15 protein-coding genes are annotated in these 18733 nt (G+C 38.9%); all 15 read right to left on the bottom strand.

Annotated features, from left to right (window positions below):
* Positions 1–147: 147 nt before the first annotated feature.
* The gene (gene dnaJ, locus EIH20_RS00155; RefSeq protein ID WP_124057328.1) at positions 148–1308 is read right to left on the bottom strand and encodes a molecular chaperone DnaJ; all 1161 of its coding nucleotides are present in this window, start codon (positions 1306–1308) and stop codon (positions 148–150) included.
* Between the two features lie 86 nt (positions 1309–1394).
* A complete protein-coding gene (gene dnaK / locus EIH20_RS00150) occupies positions 1395–3227 on the bottom strand; it encodes a molecular chaperone DnaK (protein WP_124057327.1) in 1833 nt (610 codons plus the stop codon).
* Positions 3228–3256: 29 nt separating this feature from the next.
* Complete coding sequence (grpE, locus tag EIH20_RS00145) at positions 3257–3889, bottom strand: nucleotide exchange factor GrpE (RefSeq protein WP_241152352.1); 633 nt, start codon at positions 3887–3889, stop codon at positions 3257–3259.
* 18 nt (positions 3890–3907) lie between these two features.
* Entirely contained in the window at positions 3908–4924 is a 1017-nt protein-coding gene (gene hrcA, locus EIH20_RS00140; RefSeq protein ID WP_124057326.1) for a heat-inducible transcriptional repressor HrcA, read from the bottom strand.
* Positions 4925–5068: 144 nt separating this feature from the next.
* Positions 5069–5938 carry a YitT family protein gene (locus EIH20_RS00135; RefSeq protein ID WP_124057325.1) on the bottom strand — a complete coding sequence of 290 codons (870 nt, stop codon included), beginning with the start codon at positions 5936–5938 and terminating at the stop codon, positions 5069–5071.
* Between the two features lie 2 nt (positions 5939–5940).
* The gene (gene hemW / locus EIH20_RS00130) at positions 5941–7110 is read right to left on the bottom strand and encodes a radical SAM family heme chaperone HemW (protein ID WP_124057324.1); all 1170 of its coding nucleotides are present in this window, start codon (positions 7108–7110) and stop codon (positions 5941–5943) included.
* Positions 7104–8063 carry a riboflavin biosynthesis protein RibF gene (gene ribF, locus EIH20_RS00125; RefSeq protein ID WP_124057323.1) on the bottom strand — a complete coding sequence of 320 codons (960 nt, stop codon included), beginning with the start codon at positions 8061–8063 and terminating at the stop codon, positions 7104–7106. The genes hemW and ribF overlap by 7 nt, the downstream gene beginning before the upstream one ends.
* Positions 8063–8989 (bottom strand): tRNA pseudouridine(55) synthase TruB, encoded by a 927-nt coding sequence (gene truB / locus EIH20_RS00120; protein WP_124057322.1) that lies wholly within the window; start codon positions 8987–8989, stop codon positions 8063–8065. The genes ribF and truB overlap by 1 nt, the downstream gene beginning before the upstream one ends.
* A gap of 180 nt (positions 8990–9169) precedes the next feature.
* On the bottom strand, positions 9170–9583 hold the full coding sequence (gene rbfA, locus EIH20_RS00115) for a 30S ribosome-binding factor RbfA (RefSeq protein WP_124057321.1): 414 nt from the start codon (positions 9581–9583) through the stop codon (positions 9170–9172).
* Between the two features lie 18 nt (positions 9584–9601).
* Positions 9602–11860 carry a translation initiation factor IF-2 gene (gene infB / locus EIH20_RS00110; RefSeq protein ID WP_124057320.1) on the bottom strand — a complete coding sequence of 753 codons (2259 nt, stop codon included), beginning with the start codon at positions 11858–11860 and terminating at the stop codon, positions 9602–9604.
* A 20-nt stretch (positions 11861–11880) separates the two neighbouring features.
* Positions 11881–12207, bottom strand: a complete 327-nt coding sequence (locus EIH20_RS00105; protein WP_124057319.1) for a L7Ae/L30e/S12e/Gadd45 family ribosomal protein — start codon at positions 12205–12207, stop codon at positions 11881–11883.
* On the bottom strand, positions 12204–12470 hold the full coding sequence (gene rnpM / locus EIH20_RS00100; RefSeq protein ID WP_124057489.1) for an RNase P modulator RnpM: 267 nt from the start codon (positions 12468–12470) through the stop codon (positions 12204–12206). The genes EIH20_RS00105 and rnpM overlap by 4 nt, the downstream gene beginning before the upstream one ends.
* 54 nt (positions 12471–12524) lie before the next feature.
* A complete protein-coding gene (gene nusA, locus EIH20_RS00095; protein ID WP_124057318.1) occupies positions 12525–13790 on the bottom strand; it encodes a transcription termination factor NusA in 1266 nt (421 codons plus the stop codon).
* 17 nt (positions 13791–13807) lie between these two features.
* Positions 13808–14281 carry a ribosome maturation factor RimP gene (gene rimP / locus EIH20_RS00090; RefSeq protein ID WP_124057317.1) on the bottom strand — a complete coding sequence of 158 codons (474 nt, stop codon included), beginning with the start codon at positions 14279–14281 and terminating at the stop codon, positions 13808–13810.
* 131 nt (positions 14282–14412) lie between these two features.
* A complete protein-coding gene (locus tag EIH20_RS00085) occupies positions 14413–18714 on the bottom strand; it encodes a PolC-type DNA polymerase III (protein ID WP_124057316.1) in 4302 nt (1433 codons plus the stop codon).
* Between the last annotated feature and the right edge of the window lie 19 nt (positions 18715–18733).

Here is an 18733-nt window from a genome sequence, read left to right as displayed (position 1 = left end):
ATCCTTATGTGAGGATTTAGACATCCTTTCATAAAAAAATAAACCGAATAAACAAACAAGATGGAATCCACTTCACTTAAATTTAGTAAAAGTAAATCATATTACTTGCTTATTTATTCGGTCAATACAATATTTATAATACTTCAGCTATTTGCCATCAAATAAATCTTTCATTTTATCAAATAATTTACTTTCATGGCCTTTTACTTCCTGTCCCGAAGCCGCAGCTAATTGCTTAAAGAGATCGCGTTCACGATCTGACAGTTTCTTAGGCGTAACTAGGGTAACTTCTACGTGTTGATCGCCATTCATTCCACCACGAATAGAAGGAGCCCCTTTTCCTTTCAGACGGAAACGCGTACCTGTTTGAGTACCCGCCGGAATTTTGAGCTTGACATTACCGTGAACCGTTGGAACAACCACTTCATCTCCAAGTGCTGCTTGAGCAAAACTAATAGGTAAAGAATAGAAAATCTCTGTCCCTTCACGTTCAAAAATATCACTCGGTTCCACTTGGAATATAACATACAAGTCACCATAAGGTCCTCCGTTAGAACCTGCTTCGCCTTGATCACTTAACCGCATTTGTTGGCCATCTTCTACCCCTGGAGGAATGGTCACTTTAACTTTATGTTGTTTGGATTCAATACCAGAGCCATGACAAGTTGAACATTTTTCTTTAATTTCTTGTCCGGTTCCGTGACATACATCACAGGTTGCTTGAGTCATGACACGTCCAAATGGTGTATTACGTTCAACTTGAATATGTCCGGTTCCATGACATTTATGGCAAGTTTCTGGATGGGTTCCTTCCTTAGCACCTGTTCCATGGCAGGTATGGCATTCTTCATTACGCATGTAGCTTACAGTCGTTTCCTTACCAAATATCGCTTCTTCAAATGTTAACGTAACTCGATATTGAAGGTCGTTTCCTCGACGAGGAGCATTTGGACGTCGACTTTGTCCACCCGCACCTCCAAAGAATGTATCAAAAATATCTTCGAAACCACCAAATCCGCCAGCGCCACCGCTAAAGCCACCAAAACCGCCAAATCCGCCACCAAAGCCAGCACCAAAGTTTGGATCAGTGGCAGCATGTCCATACTGATCGTAAGCAGCCCGTTTTTGGCTATCACTTAAAACCTCATAAGCCTCAGAAATCTCTTTAAATTTGACTTCTGCATCAGCTTCTTTATTAATATCCGGGTGATATTGTTTAGATAGCTTACGATAAGCTCGTTTAATCTCAGCATCCGAGGCGTCCCTAGAAACGCCGAGTACTTCATAATAATCACGTTTATCTGCCATAGTCTACCTCCTTTTCCAAAGTATTTTCTCTATCAAGGTTAAAAGCCAAGGCTGGGCCTTGGCTTTACCCCATCTTAATAAATATCTTATTCGTCTACTTCTTCAAAGTCAGCATCTACAACACCGTCTTGGTCAGCTGGTTTCGCATCGCTAGTTGCTGTATTGTCTTGTTGAGCTTGTGCTTGAGCGGCAGCTTGTTCATATAATTTAACCGTTAGAGCTTGAACTACTTCATTCAAGGCATCCCGTTTAGTTTTCATTGCTTCTAAGTCATTTGCTTCAACAGCCGCTTTCAATTCATCACGAGCTGCTTCAGCTTTTTTAACTTCATCTTCAGACACTTTATCTTTTAATTCAGCTAAAGTTTTATCAGTTGCGAAGATTAATTGATCAACTTCGTTGCGTAAATCTACTTCTTCACGACGTTTTTTGTCTGCTTCAGCGTTCGCTTCAGCATCTTTAACCATACGTTCGATTTCTTCATCAGATAAACCAGTTGAAGATTTAATGGTAATAGTTTGTTCTTTTTGAGTACCAAGGTCTTTCGCACGAACATTAACAATACCATTCTTATCAATGTCGAAAGTTACTTCAATTTGTGGAATTCCACGTGGTGCTGGTGGAATATCCGTTAATTGGAAGCGTCCTAGAGTTTTATTGTCTGCCGCCATTTGACGTTCACCTTGTAGTACGTGAACATCTACAGCAGGTTGGTTATCTGCAGCTGTTGAGAAGACTTGTGATTTGCTGGTTGGGATAGTTGTGTTACGATCGATTAATTTAGTGAAGACACCACCCATTGTTTCAATACCTAATGATAAAGGTGTTACGTCTAATAAAACGATATCTTTCACGTCACCTGAAATAACACCACCTTGAATAGCAGCTCCCATTGCAACTACTTCATCAGGGTTAACAGATTTATTAGGTTCTTTTCCAGTTTCTTTACGAACGGCTTCCACAACAGCAGGAATACGAGTAGAACCCCCTACTAGGATAACTTCATCGATTTCACTTTGTGATAAACCAGCGTCTTTTAAGGCTTGACGCACTGGAGCTTTAGTCCGTTCAACTAAATCGTGAGTTAATTCTTCAAATTTAGCACGTGTTAAAGTCATTTCTAAGTGTAATGGACCATCAGCAGAAGCTGTAATAAATGGCAATGAGATTTGTGTTGAAGACACGCCAGATAGGTCTTTTTTAGCTTTTTCAGCCGCATCTTTAAGACGTTGAACAGCCATCTTATCTTTTGATAAATCAACACTGTTTTCTTTCTTAAATTCTTCAACTAAGTAATCCATGATTTTCTTATCAAAGTCATCCCCACCAAGGTTGTTATCACCGGCAGTTGATAACACATCAAAGACACCATCGCCTAATTCAAGAATTGAAACGTCGAAAGTTCCGCCTCCTAAGTCAAAAACTAATACTTTTTCTTCTTTATCAGTCTTATCTAAACCATAAGCTAAAGCAGCAGCTGTTGGTTCATTGACAATCCGTTCTACTTCTAAACCAGCAATTTTACCAGCATCTTTAGTTGCTTGACGTTGAGCATCATTGAAATATGCAGGTACAGTAATAACCGCTTTTTCAACTTTTTCACCTAAATAATCTTCAGCATAACCTTTAAGGTATTGTAAAATCATGGCTGAAATTTCTTGAGGTGTATAATCTTTACCATCCATCGATTCAACATGGCTTTCACCCATGTAACGTTTAATAGATGATACCGTATTTGGATTTGTAACAGCTTGACGTTTAGCTACTTCACCTACTTGGATTTCGCCATTTTTAAAGGCAACAACCGATGGAGTTGTACGGTTTCCTTCTGGGTTAGGAATAATTTTAGCTTCGCCACCTTCAAGGACAGCTACTGCAGAGTTTGTTGTACCTAAGTCAATACCAATAATTTTTGTCATATTAATATCCCCTTTTCTTTTTTAAAATTTTATTGTGCGACAATAACCATTGCTGGTCGTAATACTCGTTCATTTAAGACATAGCCTTTTTGTAAGACGTTTATCACCGTATCGGCCTCTTGGTCAGCCTCTGCCGGCATCATACTAACGGCTTGATGATAATTAGGATCGAAAGCTTGATTCAATGGATCAATTACTTCGATATGTTCTTTCTCAAAAGCTGCTTTGAATTGATTTAAAACCATTTCAACGCCCTTCTTCAAGGATTCAGCTTCTTCACTGGTCGTTTGACTAGTTAATGCTCTTTCCAAATTATCAATGACTTCCAATAATTCAGTCGCTAAATTTTGTGATCGGAACTTGGCTGCATCCTGCTTTTCACGTTGATGAATACGTTTCATATTAGCAATTTCAGCTTGTGCACGCAAATAACGATCCTCAATACTTTGCTTTTCTTGTTCAAGCTGTTCAAGTTTATGCTTAAGTTGGACTAATTCATCATCCTCGTTAGCCTTTTGCTCGTCAACTTGATCTTGACTTACATCTTCTAGCTTAGATACAGAATCGTCAACCTTTACATGCTCATCTTTCTCTTCTGTTGAAGAAGGTTTATCTGTTTGATCTTGTTCGTTTAATGAATCTTTCAGTTCTTCTTTATCCACTTCAACGCCTCCTTTACATTAATAACTAGATAGCTCTTTGACTAATTTTTCCATAATCGCAATAAGTCGCTGATATGGCATCGTGGCCGGCCCTAACAATCCCAATGTAAATTGTTGATTTTGTCGGCGGTACGAACCTTTAAGCAGACAAATATTCGGTAGACTATACTGATCAAAATCAATGCCAAAGGTGACATCCAAACCGGTACGTTCCTGTTCCAACAGTTGATACATAGCTGGAGAACCGTCCACCAAGGACATAAGTTGCTTAATTCCTTGTGAGCCAATTTGTGGATCTAAAAAATCAAACAAATTATTCTTACCACTCACTAAATAGCGTTGCCCTTTTAATCGATGAATGGATTTTTCAACAATGGGAGTAAAGTCTAGTTGAAAAGCGATATTTCGTTGAATCATTAAAGGTATGGTTAATTTCATTCGCTGAGCAACTTCTTCTAACGTTAAACCTTTTAACTCTTCATTCAATAAATCAGCAAGCTTTCGGGTTACCTCCTTATTAAGCGAGTAATTTAGATGGAAAAGATGACTCTCTACTTGACCACTATCTGTAAGCAGTATAGCCACAAGCGAATAATCATTTAAGTGAACCAATCTAAACTCTTGCAAATGATGAACCTCATTGGTTTGGGCTAAAACCACTGCCGTATAGCCAGTAATTGAAACCAAATAATCTGCTGCCATCTGAGCGAGTTGTAAACCACTGTACTGGTGATCTTGAAACAGTTCTTGAACAGCATCTAAATCTTCTTGACCTGCCATCAGTTCATCTTCGTGATGGATTAAATGATCAACATAAAAACGCAAACCATTGAAAGAAGGAATTCGTCCACTTGAACTATGAGCTTTTAATAAAAAACCTTGCTTTTCAAGAGCCATCATTTCATTACGAATGGTAGCAGGACTCACATTAAGATAACTTTCTCTTAGTAACGTTTTAGATCCAATCGGCTCCTCAAATTCACCATATAATTGAATAATTAAATTTAGAATTTGTTGTTGCCTTGGTGTTAGCATTTAATCACCTCACTTTTTAGCACTCTGTAACTCCAAGTGCTAATGTACCTATATAATAATGCTAATAAAGGTCATTGTCAACCAATTAAACCAAAATTCCGACAAAAAATTAGCACTCTATTTAAAAGAGTGCTAAGTGACGATTTACGGTAGAATTTTTTCGCCTGTTTCCCGATTTAAATAAAAGGTAAAACCTTCACCAATGACCGATTGTACATCTGTAATAGTAACGAAAGCATCCGGATCAATATCGTGAATAATACGTTGTAATGGCATTAATTGCAGGCGATTAATCACAATATAAAGTATATTTTTTTCAGTTTTTGAATAGAAACCATGTCCGTGCATTACCGTAATCCCTCGACCAATTTGTCTTTGAATTTCATTCCCGATTTCTTCATTTTTATTAGAAATAATCGTAATTGACTTCTTAGGGTTGAATCCTTCCAAGACAAAGTTCATGGCCTTACTAGCTATAAATAAATTCAGGATGGTCAGAATGCCTTTCTCAATTCCAATAACATAAGATAAAGGTATGACTACCATCACATCAATTAATAAGAGTGAAATAGCTACATTCATTCCTAAATATTTTTTCATCATCATTGCCAAAATATCTGATCCAGCTGTCGTTCCATGGCCTAAGACAACAATTCCAATCCCGACTCCAATTAATAAACCTGCAGCAATTGAAGCAATAATAGAGTTTTGTGGTACAAATTCAGGAATATGAATATATTGTAGGAAAAGAGACATTGATGCAATCGAGATAAATGTGTAATAGATTGTCCGTTTATCTAGAAACTTCCAACCCAAAACAATTAAAATACTATTTAATATAAAGGACGAAATGGCTGGATTAATTCGGAATAAATATAAACCCAATAAGGTTAATCCCGTGACTCCCCCTTCTCCTAAATGATTAGGAATAATTACCGTATTTACTGCAATTGAAAAAATAAGAGTACCAATAAGAACTAAGATAACTGAAATAATGGTTTTGCTTTGAATCAATTTTATCCCTCCTTATAAATTGTACCTAATAACTCTCTAAATACATGATCAGCTAAATTCAACCCTTTTTGACTTAAGCGTAAGTCAGAATCCTGACAGATCATGAGGCCTAATTGTTCTTGTCGTCGAATAAAATCAGGGATTAAGTCCCAATAGTTTCGCTGAAATATTCTTTCAAAATCAGCCAAGCGAACTCCTTGAGTGGTTCTCAAACCTAAAAATAAGAACTCCTCCATCTGTTCCTCAATACTTAAATTATGTTGGCGTATTCGTCCATTTCCTTGCTCATTCACAGCCTTAATATAATGATGGACAGGACCATGATTGGCATATCGATATCCATCTACAAAACCATGCGCACCCGCACCAAAACCAAAATAAGGTTGATATTGCCAATAAGTTAAATTATGTTGCGATTCAAAACCTTTTTTTGAAAAATTGGATATCTCATATTGGTAAATTCCTTCTGCAGCTAAACGCTCTTGAGCTAATTGAAACATATCAGCATCTTGATCTTCATTGGGAATGGGTAGTTTTCCTTGGCGCATTAGTTGTTGGAAGACCGTTTTTTGTTCAATGATTAATGAATATAAAGAATAATGGGGTAAATCCAAAGCTAAGGCCTGACTTAAAGATTGGTTAAAATCAGCCAGACTTTGATTTGGCAATCTAAAAATTAAGTCAATTGATAGATTTTCAAAACCGACTTTACGCAGCCAATCTATCGACTCATAAACTTGTTTACTTCGGTGATTGCGCCCAATTTGACGAAGCAATTGATCATTAAAACTTTGGACCCCCATACTAATCCGATTAACACCAGCTTCTTTTAGCAACTGGCATTTGGCCAGACTCAGTTCACCCGGATTCACTTCAAAAGTATACTCGTAGTGATCAGCCTTAGATAAATATTGGTCAATACTGGCTAAAAGTGTCGATAATTCATTCAATGAGAGTGCAGAAGGTGTTCCTCCACCTACATAAATCGTATCGAATGTCTTTTTTGATTGAGTGTCGCTAGCAAGTGTCTGCTTCATCTCCAAGTCCAAAGCCTGAAGATAGTCATCAATGGGTTGACCATCGTAGAAATATTTATTAAAAGCACAGTAATGACATATTTTTTTACAAAAAGGTATATGTAGGTAAACAGCTCGTGGGTCTTGGGTTAACATCTTGATTCACCCTTTTGATTGCTGAAATAGGCTTTAGTATCCACCAAATCTTGATCGAGTTGATTAATTAAGGCTTCTATACTATCAAATTTTTGCTCTGACCGTAAGAAATGTCGCCATTGTACCTTAACTTGCTCACCATAAATCATTTGATCAAAATTAAGAATATATACCTCGCAAGTTAACTGATTTGTCTGACCAAAAGTAATATTATACCCAACGGAAGCCATACCTTGATACCATCTGCCTTGAACCCATATAGAAACAACATAGACGCCTACACCCGGCAGAAGCTCTTGACTAGGTGTATCAATATTGGTCGTAGGATAACCTAATTCACGCCCTCGTTTAAAACCGTGAACCACACAACCACTAGTTTGATAAATATAACCCAGTTGATGGTTGGCTTCTTCTATTCGGCCCTGCTTAATCGCTTGCCGAATACTCGTTGTTCCCACTTTGTTTTGATCTATTTGCAATTGAGGAATTTCAATAATATCAAATCGTCCTCTAGCATGTTGGGGCAAGGTCTGCATATTAGCTTCAGTCGCTTTACCATAGGTATAATCAAAACCAGCCACCACAGTTTTGGCATGGAGTCCTACAATATAATCATCTACGAATTCCTGTGGGCTTTGTGCCCCAAAGGAATAGGTAAAATCAATCAGATATAAAATATCGACACCCAGTTCATTCAACAATTCACATTTGCGTGTAAAAGGAGTTAAATATTTCAGGTCATCACCCTTAACCTGGGTAAAAATTAGTTTAGGATGTTGGTTAAAAGTCATAAGAGCCAGTGGTCGTCCGCTGTCGTCAGCCACTTGACGCCCTGCCTGAATGACTGCTTGATGACCCAAATGAACGCCATCAAAGAATCCCAAAGCCAAAACAACATCCTGATTCACAATTTCATCAGCCCTATAAGGATGAGTTAAATGAATAATTTTCACTACTTCTCCTCCTCTCCGGTAAACATACGCTGTGGTTTAATTAATCCAGGCTTAAGTGGATGTGGATAATAGATCGCCAAAGCTTTATCTTGCCAAAATAAAACAGTCGATTGATCGATCAAAGTACCAAATTCCTTTTCGCTTAAAACGGCTCCGTGTAAAACTTGTTTTGCTTGACTATCTGTTAATTCAAGTTTAGGAAAATCGGCTAGCGCTCGCTCAATCGGATGGATAGAGGCAGCTAATCTGCCTTCATTCATGGCCACTTGAATTTCTTCCAAAGTGAGACAATCTGCTTGGCTAAACCCCCCCGTTTCCATTCGAACTAAGTGAGACATATGGCTAGGATAGCCTAGCTTTTGCCCCAAATCCACGGCAAGGGTGCGCACATAGGTCCCTTTTCCACATAAGACTCGAAATGACCAGGTTTGAGTTCCTTCCTCTATATCAAAAAATGGTATATTCAACCGTTCAAAAGAATCGATTTGGGCAATGCGTTTTGGTCGCTCCACTTCTTGGCCCAAACGTGCATATTCATATAAACGCCGTCCATTCACTTTTACGGCAGAATAATATGGTGGAATTTGAACAATTGAACCTTCCATTTCTTTCATACAGTGATCAATTCGACTTGTTTCGATAGGCTCTTTGAGAAATTCACGGTCAACTATTGCCCCGTGACTATCTTCCGTCTCAGTTGAAATCCCCAAAATAATAGACCCTTGATAAACCTTACGTCCAGACATCAAAAACTCTACTAGTTTAGTAGCTTGTCCAAGGCAAATTAATAGGACCCCTTCCACTTCCGGATCGAGGGTCCCTGTGTGGCCAATCTTTTTCATTTTTAATATTTTTCTTAGTTTGAAAACAACATCGTGACTGGTCATGCCAGCAGGCTTCCAGACCGGTAAGATACCATTAAACATGTCCTACCTCCTTCTCATTTCCTTTTAATTATAGCAAATTTATCCACTCAAAACTATGTTTCAGATAGCAAAAAAATCAATATAAATTAGTTCAAATTATGGTCAAATTTTAACCAATATGACAAAAAAACTGTTTGAAGTAAGCTTGGGTCTTACTTCAAACAGTCTTCTTTCAAATGTTTAGTCTTCAAGATTATGCATATCATCAGTATCGTCATCAAGATCCTTTTGATCCTCAAATTTTGAATCTTGCTGATGAATTTTATTTAATAATGCAGAAATATGTTCCCCATAATCAATTGAAGCATCGCGTTCAAATTTGATTTCAGGAGTTTTATAGAGACTTAATTTCTTACCCAATTCACTCCGCACTAAACCCGTTACCGCATCCAAACCGGCTTGCGTTTTTTGACGAGCACCTGCTTTATCAGATAAAGTCGAGTAATAAATCGTTGCATTTTGTAAATCGCCAGTCAAATCAACATCGGTAATTGTCACACCGTCTATACGAGGGTCTTTAACTTGACGCAATAAGATTGTATTGACTTCTCTAAGAATCTCTTGTCGAACGCGTCCAACTCTAAACTTAGCCATCGGCTAACCTCCTCATTCTTAGCGTTTTACTTCAACCATGTGATATGGTTCGATAATATCGTCAACGCGGATATCGTTGTAATTTTCAATCATAATTCCGCACTCAAAGCCTTTCTTGACTTCTTTGGCATCATCTTTAAAGCGTTTAAGGCTGGCTAATTCGCCTTCATAGACAACAATATTGTCCCGTATTACACGAACTTTACTTGAGCGCGTAATTAAACCATCTAACACATATGAGCCTGCAATGGTTCCCACTTTAGAAACGGTAAAGGTTTCACGAACCACAACTTGACCTTGAATTTCTTCAACATATTCAGGGTCTAGCATACCCTTCATTGCTGTTTCAATTTCATCGATGACATTATAGATTACTCGGTGTAACCGGATATCAATTTCATCGTCAGCTGCTTGTGCTTTAGCTTGCGGCGTAGGTCGTACATTAAAGCCAACGATTAAAGCACCTGAAGCCGCCGCTAAACTGACATCACTTTCGTTAATAGCCCCCACCGCTTGGTGAATAATGTTCACGCGAACGCCTTCAACTTCAATCTTTTGTAAGCTAGCTGATAAGGCTTCAACGGATCCTTGAACATCACCTTTAATAATGACATTAACCGATTTCAGTTCACCTTCTTGCAAACTATCAAATAGGTTATCCAAAGTTACCTTCTTCTTAGAATCTCGTTGAGCCATTTGTGCACGTTTCGCCCGCTCTTCACCGGCAGCCCGAGCAGTTTTCTCATCTTCAAAGACCACGAAAAGATCGCCTGCTTGCGGTGCATCGTTCAAACCAGTAATTTCAATTGGAGTTGCCGGACCAGCTTGTTTAACCCGACGATTAGTATCATTAAGCATGGTCCGTACTTTACCATATGAATTACCGACCACAATAGGGTCACCAATTTTAAGGGTTCCTTGTTGTACTAATAAGGTAGCCGTAGCCCCTTGAGCTTTATCCAATCGTGCCTCAATAACCGTTCCAATCGCTAAACGTTTTGGATCTGCTTTTAATTCTTGCATTTCAGCAACAAGTAAAATCATTTCCAATAATTCATCAATGTTTTTGTTGAATTTAGCGGAAATCTGAACAAAGATCGTATCGCCGCCCCAATCCTCTGGAATTAAGCCATGTTCCGTTAATTCTTGGGTTACGCGATCTGGATTGGCACTTGGTTTATCGATTTTGTTAATCGCAACGATAATAGGTACACCTGCTGCTTTAGCGTGGTTAATGGCTTCGACTGTTTGAGGCATCACTCCATCATCGGCCGCTACAACAATAATGGTAATATCCGTTATATCTGCACCACGAGCCCGCATAGTCGTAAATGCTTCGTGTCCAGGTGTATCCAAGAAAGTGATGGTTTTACCTTGGACATTGATTTGATAAGCCCCGATGTGTTGGGTAATTCCGCCCGCTTCACCTTCGGTTACCCGTGTATTACGCAATTGGTCTAAGAGGGTAGTTTTACCATGGTCAACATGCCCCATGATCGTAACTACAGGTGGGCGTGTGGTTAATTTAGCTTCGTCAACTTCTGCTTCAAAGTGGCGCTCTAAGTCAGCATTATCTAAAACCACTTTTTCTTCTGGCTCTACCCCATATTCTAAACAGATTAATTCAATAACATCTTTTGACAAGGCTTGGTTTACTGTAGCCATAACTCCAAGCATCAGTAATTTTTTGATAATTTCTGAAGAATCGCGGTGGAAACGTTTTGCGATTTCTTGAATATTCATGCCATCTGTATATTGAAGTTTCTCAGGTAATTCTTTATGTTTTCTTGCTGTAATACCCTTAGATTCAGTCTTAGGTTGGAAGCGACGATTTTGACGATTTTTCTTTGAATTTCCACGTGCTCGTTTAGATCCACCAGCTTTCATTTGATTATCATCATTCGCACGTTTAGCTGGTTTTTTAGTTGGAATGATCTTGCTAGTATTCGCTTCTTCCAAATCCTTATCGTTTAAATGTAAGGGACGCACTTCTGCCTTACTTGCTGGTTTGCTTGGTTTTGGAGCAGTTGGCTTCGATTGAGCCGGTTTTGTTGAACTAGCGGGTTTATTTTCCTTATTTGAAGCAGCCGGTTTTGCTTGGCTAGTTGGTTCCGCCTGTCCGCCCTTAATTAATTGGGTTAATTTTGCTTTTTGTTGGTCATCCATTGAGGACATATGGCTGTTAAATTCAATACCATTTTTCTTAGCTAGGTCCAAAACAGCTTTACTACTTAAATTGTGTTCTTTTGCAAATTCATATACACGACTTGTGGTCATATACTCACCTTCCTATTCTGTCATTTACCATCCATAGATTCTTCTCCTATTCGATATGATAAAAAACGTTGGGCCATACCTTGATTAGCAAAGGCGCATATTGTTCGACTTTTGCCAATCGCATGACTAATTTGATTTTTGTTAAATTCTATAAACAATGGAATTTGATTCCGTTGGCAATATCCTTGATAGCGTTCTAATGTAGCTTGACTAGCATCGCAGGCACAAATGACAAGATAAACTTGTTTAGACTTAATAGCTTTTTCGACAAATTCATCACCACTGATTAACTGCTTAGCTCGCGTTGCTAATCCCAATAAATTTAATTGTTTTTGGCTTGGGGTCATAGAAGTTCCTTACGTGCTTTCTGATGCTCAACATAAGCATACAATTCATCGTAAAAGGCTTCAGGAACTTTCATTTCAAAAGCCTTATCTAAGACTTTCTTCTGTTTAGCCTGTATGGCAAACTTCGGTTCTAAAGCGATATAAGCTCCTCGTCCATTTTGACGCCCAGTTGGATCTATAAAGAGCTCTTGCTCTTTGGTTTTTACAATGCGCACTAATTCTTTTTTGGGAAACATCTCTTGCGAGACAAGGCATTTACGCATGGGAATTTTGCGTTTTGGCTGGTTTGTTTTCAAACGATTCCCTCCTCAACTGCTTTAAGCCTCATCTTGGCTTAAGCGATCTTCTTCATTTAACTCAGCTTGGGCTTGAGCTTGGTCCATCAGTGCTTCCGCATCTTCCGGTCTCAGAACATCTTCAGCTACTTCTTCAGCATGACGGAGTGCTTCAGCGGAATCCACTTCAGCATCCATATCAATTGTATCATCCAGATCAGTTAATTCTAATGACTCAACTTCTGGCTCATGATTAGCTAATTCAGCCATATAGGTTGCATAATCGCTTTCAGATTTGATATCAATTTTGTATGTGGTTAAACGTGCTGCAAGACGTGCGTTTTGACCTTTCTTACCAATAGCTAAAGACAATTGGTAATCGGGTACAACCACGATACAGGCATGATTCGCTTCATCAAAATTGACGTCAACGACTTCGGCTGGATTCATAGCGTTACGAATAAAGGTAGCTGGATCTTCATCCCACTCGACAATATCCATATTTTCACCATTTAATTCATTAACAATCGTTTGCACCCGTTGACCTTTTTGACCAACACAAGTTCCTACTGGATCAACATTAGTATCCCGTGAACGAACGGCAACTTTCGACCGATCACCCGCTTCACGAGCGATATTAACTATTTCAACGGTTCCATCATAAATTTCAGGAACTTCTTGTTCGAATAGACGACGTAAGAAGTCAGCGTGGGCTCTTGATACCACTACTTGCGGGCCTTTGTTTGTTTTCTCAACCTTAACAACATAGACCTTAATCCGTTGATCCATTTCGAATACTTCACCTTGGATCTGTTCGCTGATTGGCATAACCGCTTCAATCTTGCCTAAGTTTACATAGACAAAGCGTTGATCCACTCGTTCAACTGTACCGGTAATAATTTCGTCTTGATATTGAGAATATTCATCAAAAATGATATCACGTTCAGCTTCACGAATACGTTGCATGATAACATGTTTGGCAGTTTGAGTCGCGATACGGCCAAAGTCTTTTGGTGTAACTTCAAAACGAATTTTATCGCCCAACTCATAAGCCTTGTTAATTTTTAAAGCTTCTTCTAGCGAAATTTCTAAAGTGGAATCATAGTTTGTTTGAACGACTTCTTTAACCGAATACACTTTGATTGTGCCTTTTTTATCGTCGAATACAACTTCTACGTTTTGTGCTTGATCATAGTTCTTCTTATAAGCTAAAACTAAGGCCGATTCGAGTGCCTCCTTGATAATATCGCGAGAAATTCCCTTCTCTTCTTCTAAAACTTGTAATGCTTTTGCTAATTCTTTACTCATTCATCTCACCTAATTTACTAAAATTTTATAGCCATACGGGCTTTGGCAACATCTTTTTTGTTGATTTCAATTTGCTTGGTAGCCGTTTTAATCCGGATTTCCAAACAATAGCGATCTTGATCGACAGCCAGTAAGGTTCCTTCATGAAACTTCTCACCATACTGAGGAGCATAATAATCTAAATGAATATATTGGCCAATGGCTGCTTCCATATCGGCTTGCGTTTTCAAAGGACGTTCCGCTCCAGGTGAAGATACTTCAAGGAAGTAAGCTTCCGGGAAAGGATCTGGTTGCATTTGGTCTAACGCATTGCTTACGGCTTCGCTAATTTCAACGCAATCTTCAATGTCGATTCGTCCGTCCTTGTCTGCATAGACTCTTAGAAACCATGCTTTTCCTTCTTTAACATATTCAATATCCACTAATTGACAACCAAAATCTGTCACAATTGGTTCGATAATCGGGGTTACTTTGTCTAATACCGTACTCATAGTTCACTCCTTTAATTTCATCTGCCCGTTGCACGAAAAAAGTGAGCGTTCCCGCTCACTCTCCTCTTCCGTCAATTTACTCTATACAAAGTATAACACACATAGGTAACTGATACAACTCAAGCCACTCATTAAAAGAGACTCAGTTGATCTTGATCAGGCAAACCATCTAAGACGCCATTATCGGCTAAATAGTCAATGATAGTTTTGGATACTTTACCCCGCTTTTGCAAATCTTCTTTGGATAGGAAAGGTGCTTCATTACGGGCTTTAATTATTTGATAAGCCACGTTGGTCCCCAATCCTTGTACGGCTCTAAATGGTGGGATTAAGGTATCCCCTTCAATAATAAATTTTTCAGCATCCGATTTCTCTAAACTGATCATTTGGAATTTAAAACCGCGTTCTAACATTTCGTTGGCCAATTCTAAGACAGTTAATAGTGATTTATCCTTAACCGACGCTTCAAAGCCTTTATCATTGATTTCACGAATCCGGCGTTTAACCATTTCTTTTCCTTGATGCATGGCCACAATATCAAAATCCATAGCTCGCACAGAGAAATACGCCGCATAGTAAAGCATTGGCTCATGTACTTTATAGTAAGCCACCCGTAAGGCCATCAATATATAAGCCGCTGCATGGGCTTTAGGGAACATATATTTGATCTTCAAACAGGAATCAATATACCACTCAGGAACTTTGCACTTACGCATTTCCGCTTGCCAGTCGTCAGGTATGCCTCGTCCTTTACGGACACTCTCCATTATTTTGAAAGCTAGACCATCTTCAAGACCATAATGGATTAGAGTGACCATAATATCATCCCGACAGCCAATTACTTTAGCTAGAGGCGCGATATTATTTTTAATTAAATCCTGAGCATTCCCCAACCAAACATCAGTTCCATGAGATAAGCCCGAAATTTGCAACAATTCGGAAAAAGTCTTAGGTTTCGATTCAACTAACATTCCTCGAACAAAGGCCGTCCCAAATTCAGGGATCCCCAAAGTACCCGTTTCGGAGAAAATTTGTTCAGGTGTCACACCTAAAATTTCTGGACTAGTAAAGATTTTCATAACGTCCGGATCAGTCGGTGGTATGGTCTTCGGATCACGTCCACTCAAATCCTGCAACATACGAATAACGGTCGGGTCATCGTGACCCAAAATATCTAATTTCAAAATGTTATCGTGAATTGCATGGAAATCAAAGTGAGTGGTCTTCCACTCAGAGTTGATATCATCAGCCGGATATTGAACCGGTGAAAAATCATAAATGTCCATATAATCAGGAATAACAATGATTCCACCTGGGTGTTGACCGGTGGTTCGTTTAACGCCTTCAATTCCCTTAGCTAATCGTTCTTTCTCAGCTTGAGGCAAATTAGAACCAATGGCTTCTAAATACCCCTTTACATAACCAAAGGCTGTTTTTTCCGCCACCGTACCGATTGTCCCTGCCCGATACACATAGTCTTCACCAAACAATACTTTAGTATAAGCATGGGCGCGAGCTTGATAATCTCCTGAGAAATTCAAATCAATATCGGGAACTTTATCACCATAGAAACCTAGGAACGTTTCAAACGGTATATCATGTCCATCTTTAGCCAGACTATGCCCACACTCAGGACAAAGTTTCTCTGGCAAATCAAAACCGGAACCAATTGATCCATCCGTTATAAATTCACTATGTTGACAATTTGGACAATAGTAATGAGGGGCGAGTGGATTCACTTCAGTAATCCCAGTCAAAGTTGCCACTAAACTTGACCCAACCGAACCCCGCGATCCAACCAAGTAGCCATCTTCCATACTTTTATGAACCAATTTTTGGGCAATCAAATAAATAACCGAGAAACCATTTGAAATAATCGAATTGAGTTCTTTTTCAATCCTTTTTTGCACAATTTCTGGCAATGGATCACCATACAATTCATGCGCTTTACCGTAAGCAAGATCCGTGATTTGCTCATTTGCGCCTTCAATATTAGGAGTGAAAAGTTTGTCCTTAATAACCTGGATTTCGTCAATCGAGTCAGCAATTTTCTGAGAATTTGTTACCACGATTTCGTGAGCTTTAGCAGAATCCAAGAAAGAAAATTCGTCCAGCATTTCATCAGTTGTTCTAAAATGCAAAGGAGCAAAGGTCATCGTGCGGTTGGCATTTTTCTTCATAGATCGTTGTAGAATTTCACGATAAACGCTATCTTTTTCGTCTAAATAATGAACATTACCCGTTGCTACAACTAATTTATTCTTTTCTTCACCTAAACGAATCAGTTGCGTCAAAATATGTTCTAGATCCGCCTCAGAACGAATCAGTTCTTGATCAATTAAAGGACTATAAGCCGATTTAGGTTGGACTTCAATAAAGTCATAAAAATCGACTAATTTAGCTGCTTCATCATATCCTTTTTGCATCATGGCCGTGAAGACTTCCCCTTCACTACATGCCGTCCCAATTAAGAGATTTTGCCGATATTGCTTTAATAGACGTCTAGGAATCCTTGGCTCACGGTAGAAGTAGTCCACATTGGAGTAGGATATCAATTTAAAGAGGTCTTTAAGCCCTTCTTGATTCTTAGCTAAAAGAGTCGCATGAAACGGACGACCTTGCTTGTAGCTATCACCCTGACCAATTTGTTGATTTAAATGATGGTGAGCGGTCATACCATAATCTTCTTTAGCTTGTTCCAATAACTTCATCAAAACATAACCGGTGGTCTCAGAATCGTAGACTGCGCGGTGATGTTGTTCTAGATTAATTCCATAGTGCTTAGCTAATGTATTCAAACGATGTGATTTCAAATGGCTGTTAACCAAACGAGAAAGTTCAAGCGTATCAATGACCGCTAAAGAACTGGCTTTCAATCCTAAACGTTCATAAGCCTGATTAAGAAAGCCCATATCAAAAGAGGCATTATGAGCCACTAAAATACTTCCCTCTGAGAAAGTCATAAAGCACTTGATGACACTTGCTTCATCTGGTGCATCGGCTAACATGGCATCCGTAATCCCTGTCAATTCGGTCGTAAAAGCGGAAAGACTATGGCCTGGGTTAATGAAGGCTTCAAATGTATCAATCACTGCCCCGTCATGCATCTTCACCGCAGCTAATTCGATAATGCGATCATAGACCGATGACAAACCGGTAGTCTCAACGTCGAAGACAACATAAGTCGCACTAGCCAAATCAATATCCTGTGGATTATAAGCAATCAATTCCCCATCATTAACCACGTAGGCTTCAATACCATAAATCACTTTAATGCCAAGTTGCTTACCTGTATTATACGCCTCTGGAAAGGCTTGAGCCCCTCCATGATCTGTAATCGCGACAGCTTTATGACCCCATTTAGCCGCTTGTTTGATCAAATCAGTCGGCGAATTCGTAGCATCCATGGCGGACATATTGGTATGCAGATGTAGCTCGACCCGCCGTTGATCTGCTGGTGCTTGATCCATTCGCTCAGCTTTGCTAATTTTACGAATACTGCGCGGACGAAATTCCATTTCATTAGACCAATTATCTAATTGATAGTCACCTTCAAGTCGAATCCAATCACCTTTACTAAACTGAGCCATAGCTTCAAATTTATTCTGACGACCTTCAATAATTTTGGCCGTAACCGATGAAGTGTAGTCAGTCACTTTAAGGATTAATATATGGGTACCGGATCGTGTTTCACGCATTTCTAGGTTAAAAATATATCCTTCAATGATCTGACGGTTAGGAAAGTCTGGTAAATCAATCATTGATAACAATGGGCTAGTTGGAATATCTTTACCAATTTGTGGAATATCAGCATTTTCTTCTACTAACTTACTTTGTTGTTGCCTTTTTTCCTGACGTTCAAGTGCTTCTTGTAAATGTTTTTCTTCTTCATTCGATAAGCGTTCCTGAACCGCATGTTTAGTTTGTTGATTAACCGCTTCATCGACAAAATAGCTTAAATGGATGTCACTAATCCCCACTTGTTTCAGTTTTAGCGAAAATAAATCATGATATTTATCTTGAACTAAATCAACTTGGTGTTGACTCTCTAAGCCAATGTTTAAAGTTTGATCCGTTAATTGATAACTTGCATGTGACAGACACGCTTTAATAAACGGTTTTTGATTTCCTAGAATAGTTTGAACCGCTTGCCAGTATGCTAAACTCGTTGTTTCATCAATCTCTCCATCCTCGAATGACCACCAAACTTCAACGTCCGCAATCGAACTAAAGGCTTGATGCAGATGGTGCATAAATATTTCATAAGCATGAGGATGGATGCGTTTTGGACTAGCCAAATAAAAATGCCATTGTCCACTTTGGGCATAGACATCTACATGATCAATTTGAGTATCAGCCAAAACGGCTAAAATATCCTCATCTTCTATTTGGAGTTGGTCTAATAAGTGATTGAATAAGTTATCTTGATCCATGAGCTTCCTCCTTTCAAGC

Source organism: Vaginisenegalia massiliensis (assembly GCF_900604935.1).
Taxonomy (GTDB): Bacteria; Bacillota; Bacilli; order Lactobacillales; family Aerococcaceae; genus Vaginisenegalia; species Vaginisenegalia massiliensis.
Note: the sequence above shows the minus strand (reverse complement) of the source record. Positions and strands in the feature narration are given on the sequence as shown.

What these genes read in the sequence shown, in the direction of transcription:
- truB (WP_124057322.1), bottom strand. Translation starts at nt 8,989, where the DNA reads ATGTTTAATGGTATCTTACCGGTCTGGAAGCCTGCTGGCATGACCAGT.
- infB (WP_124057320.1), bottom strand. Translation starts at nt 11,860, where the DNA reads ATGACCACAAGTCGTGTATATGAATTTGCAAAAGAACACAATTTAAGT.
- nusA (WP_124057318.1), bottom strand. Translation starts at nt 13,790, where the DNA reads ATGAGTAAAGAATTAGCAAAAGCATTACAAGTTTTAGAAGAAGAGAAG.
- hrcA (WP_124057326.1), bottom strand. Translation starts at nt 4,924, where the DNA reads ATGCTAACACCAAGGCAACAACAAATTCTAAATTTAATTATTCAATTA.
- rbfA (WP_124057321.1), bottom strand. Translation starts at nt 9,583, where the DNA reads ATGGCTAAGTTTAGAGTTGGACGCGTTCGACAAGAGATTCTTAGAGAA.
- rnpM (WP_124057489.1), bottom strand. Translation starts at nt 12,470, where the DNA reads ATGCGTAAATGCCTTGTCTCGCAAGAGATGTTTCCCAAAAAAGAATTA.
- EIH20_RS00085 (WP_124057316.1), bottom strand. Translation starts at nt 18,714, where the DNA reads ATGGATCAAGATAACTTATTCAATCACTTATTAGACCAACTCCAAATA.
- hemW (WP_124057324.1), bottom strand. Translation starts at nt 7,110, where the DNA reads ATGTTAACCCAAGACCCACGAGCTGTTTACCTACATATACCTTTTTGT.
- dnaJ (WP_124057328.1), bottom strand. Translation starts at nt 1,308, where the DNA reads ATGGCAGATAAACGTGATTATTATGAAGTACTCGGCGTTTCTAGGGAC.
- dnaK (WP_124057327.1), bottom strand. Translation starts at nt 3,227, where the DNA reads ATGACAAAAATTATTGGTATTGACTTAGGTACAACAAACTCTGCAGTA.
- EIH20_RS00105 (WP_124057319.1), bottom strand. Translation starts at nt 12,207, where the DNA reads ATGACCCCAAGCCAAAAACAATTAAATTTATTGGGATTAGCAACGCGA.
- rimP (WP_124057317.1), bottom strand. Translation starts at nt 14,281, where the DNA reads ATGAGTACGGTATTAGACAAAGTAACCCCGATTATCGAACCAATTGTG.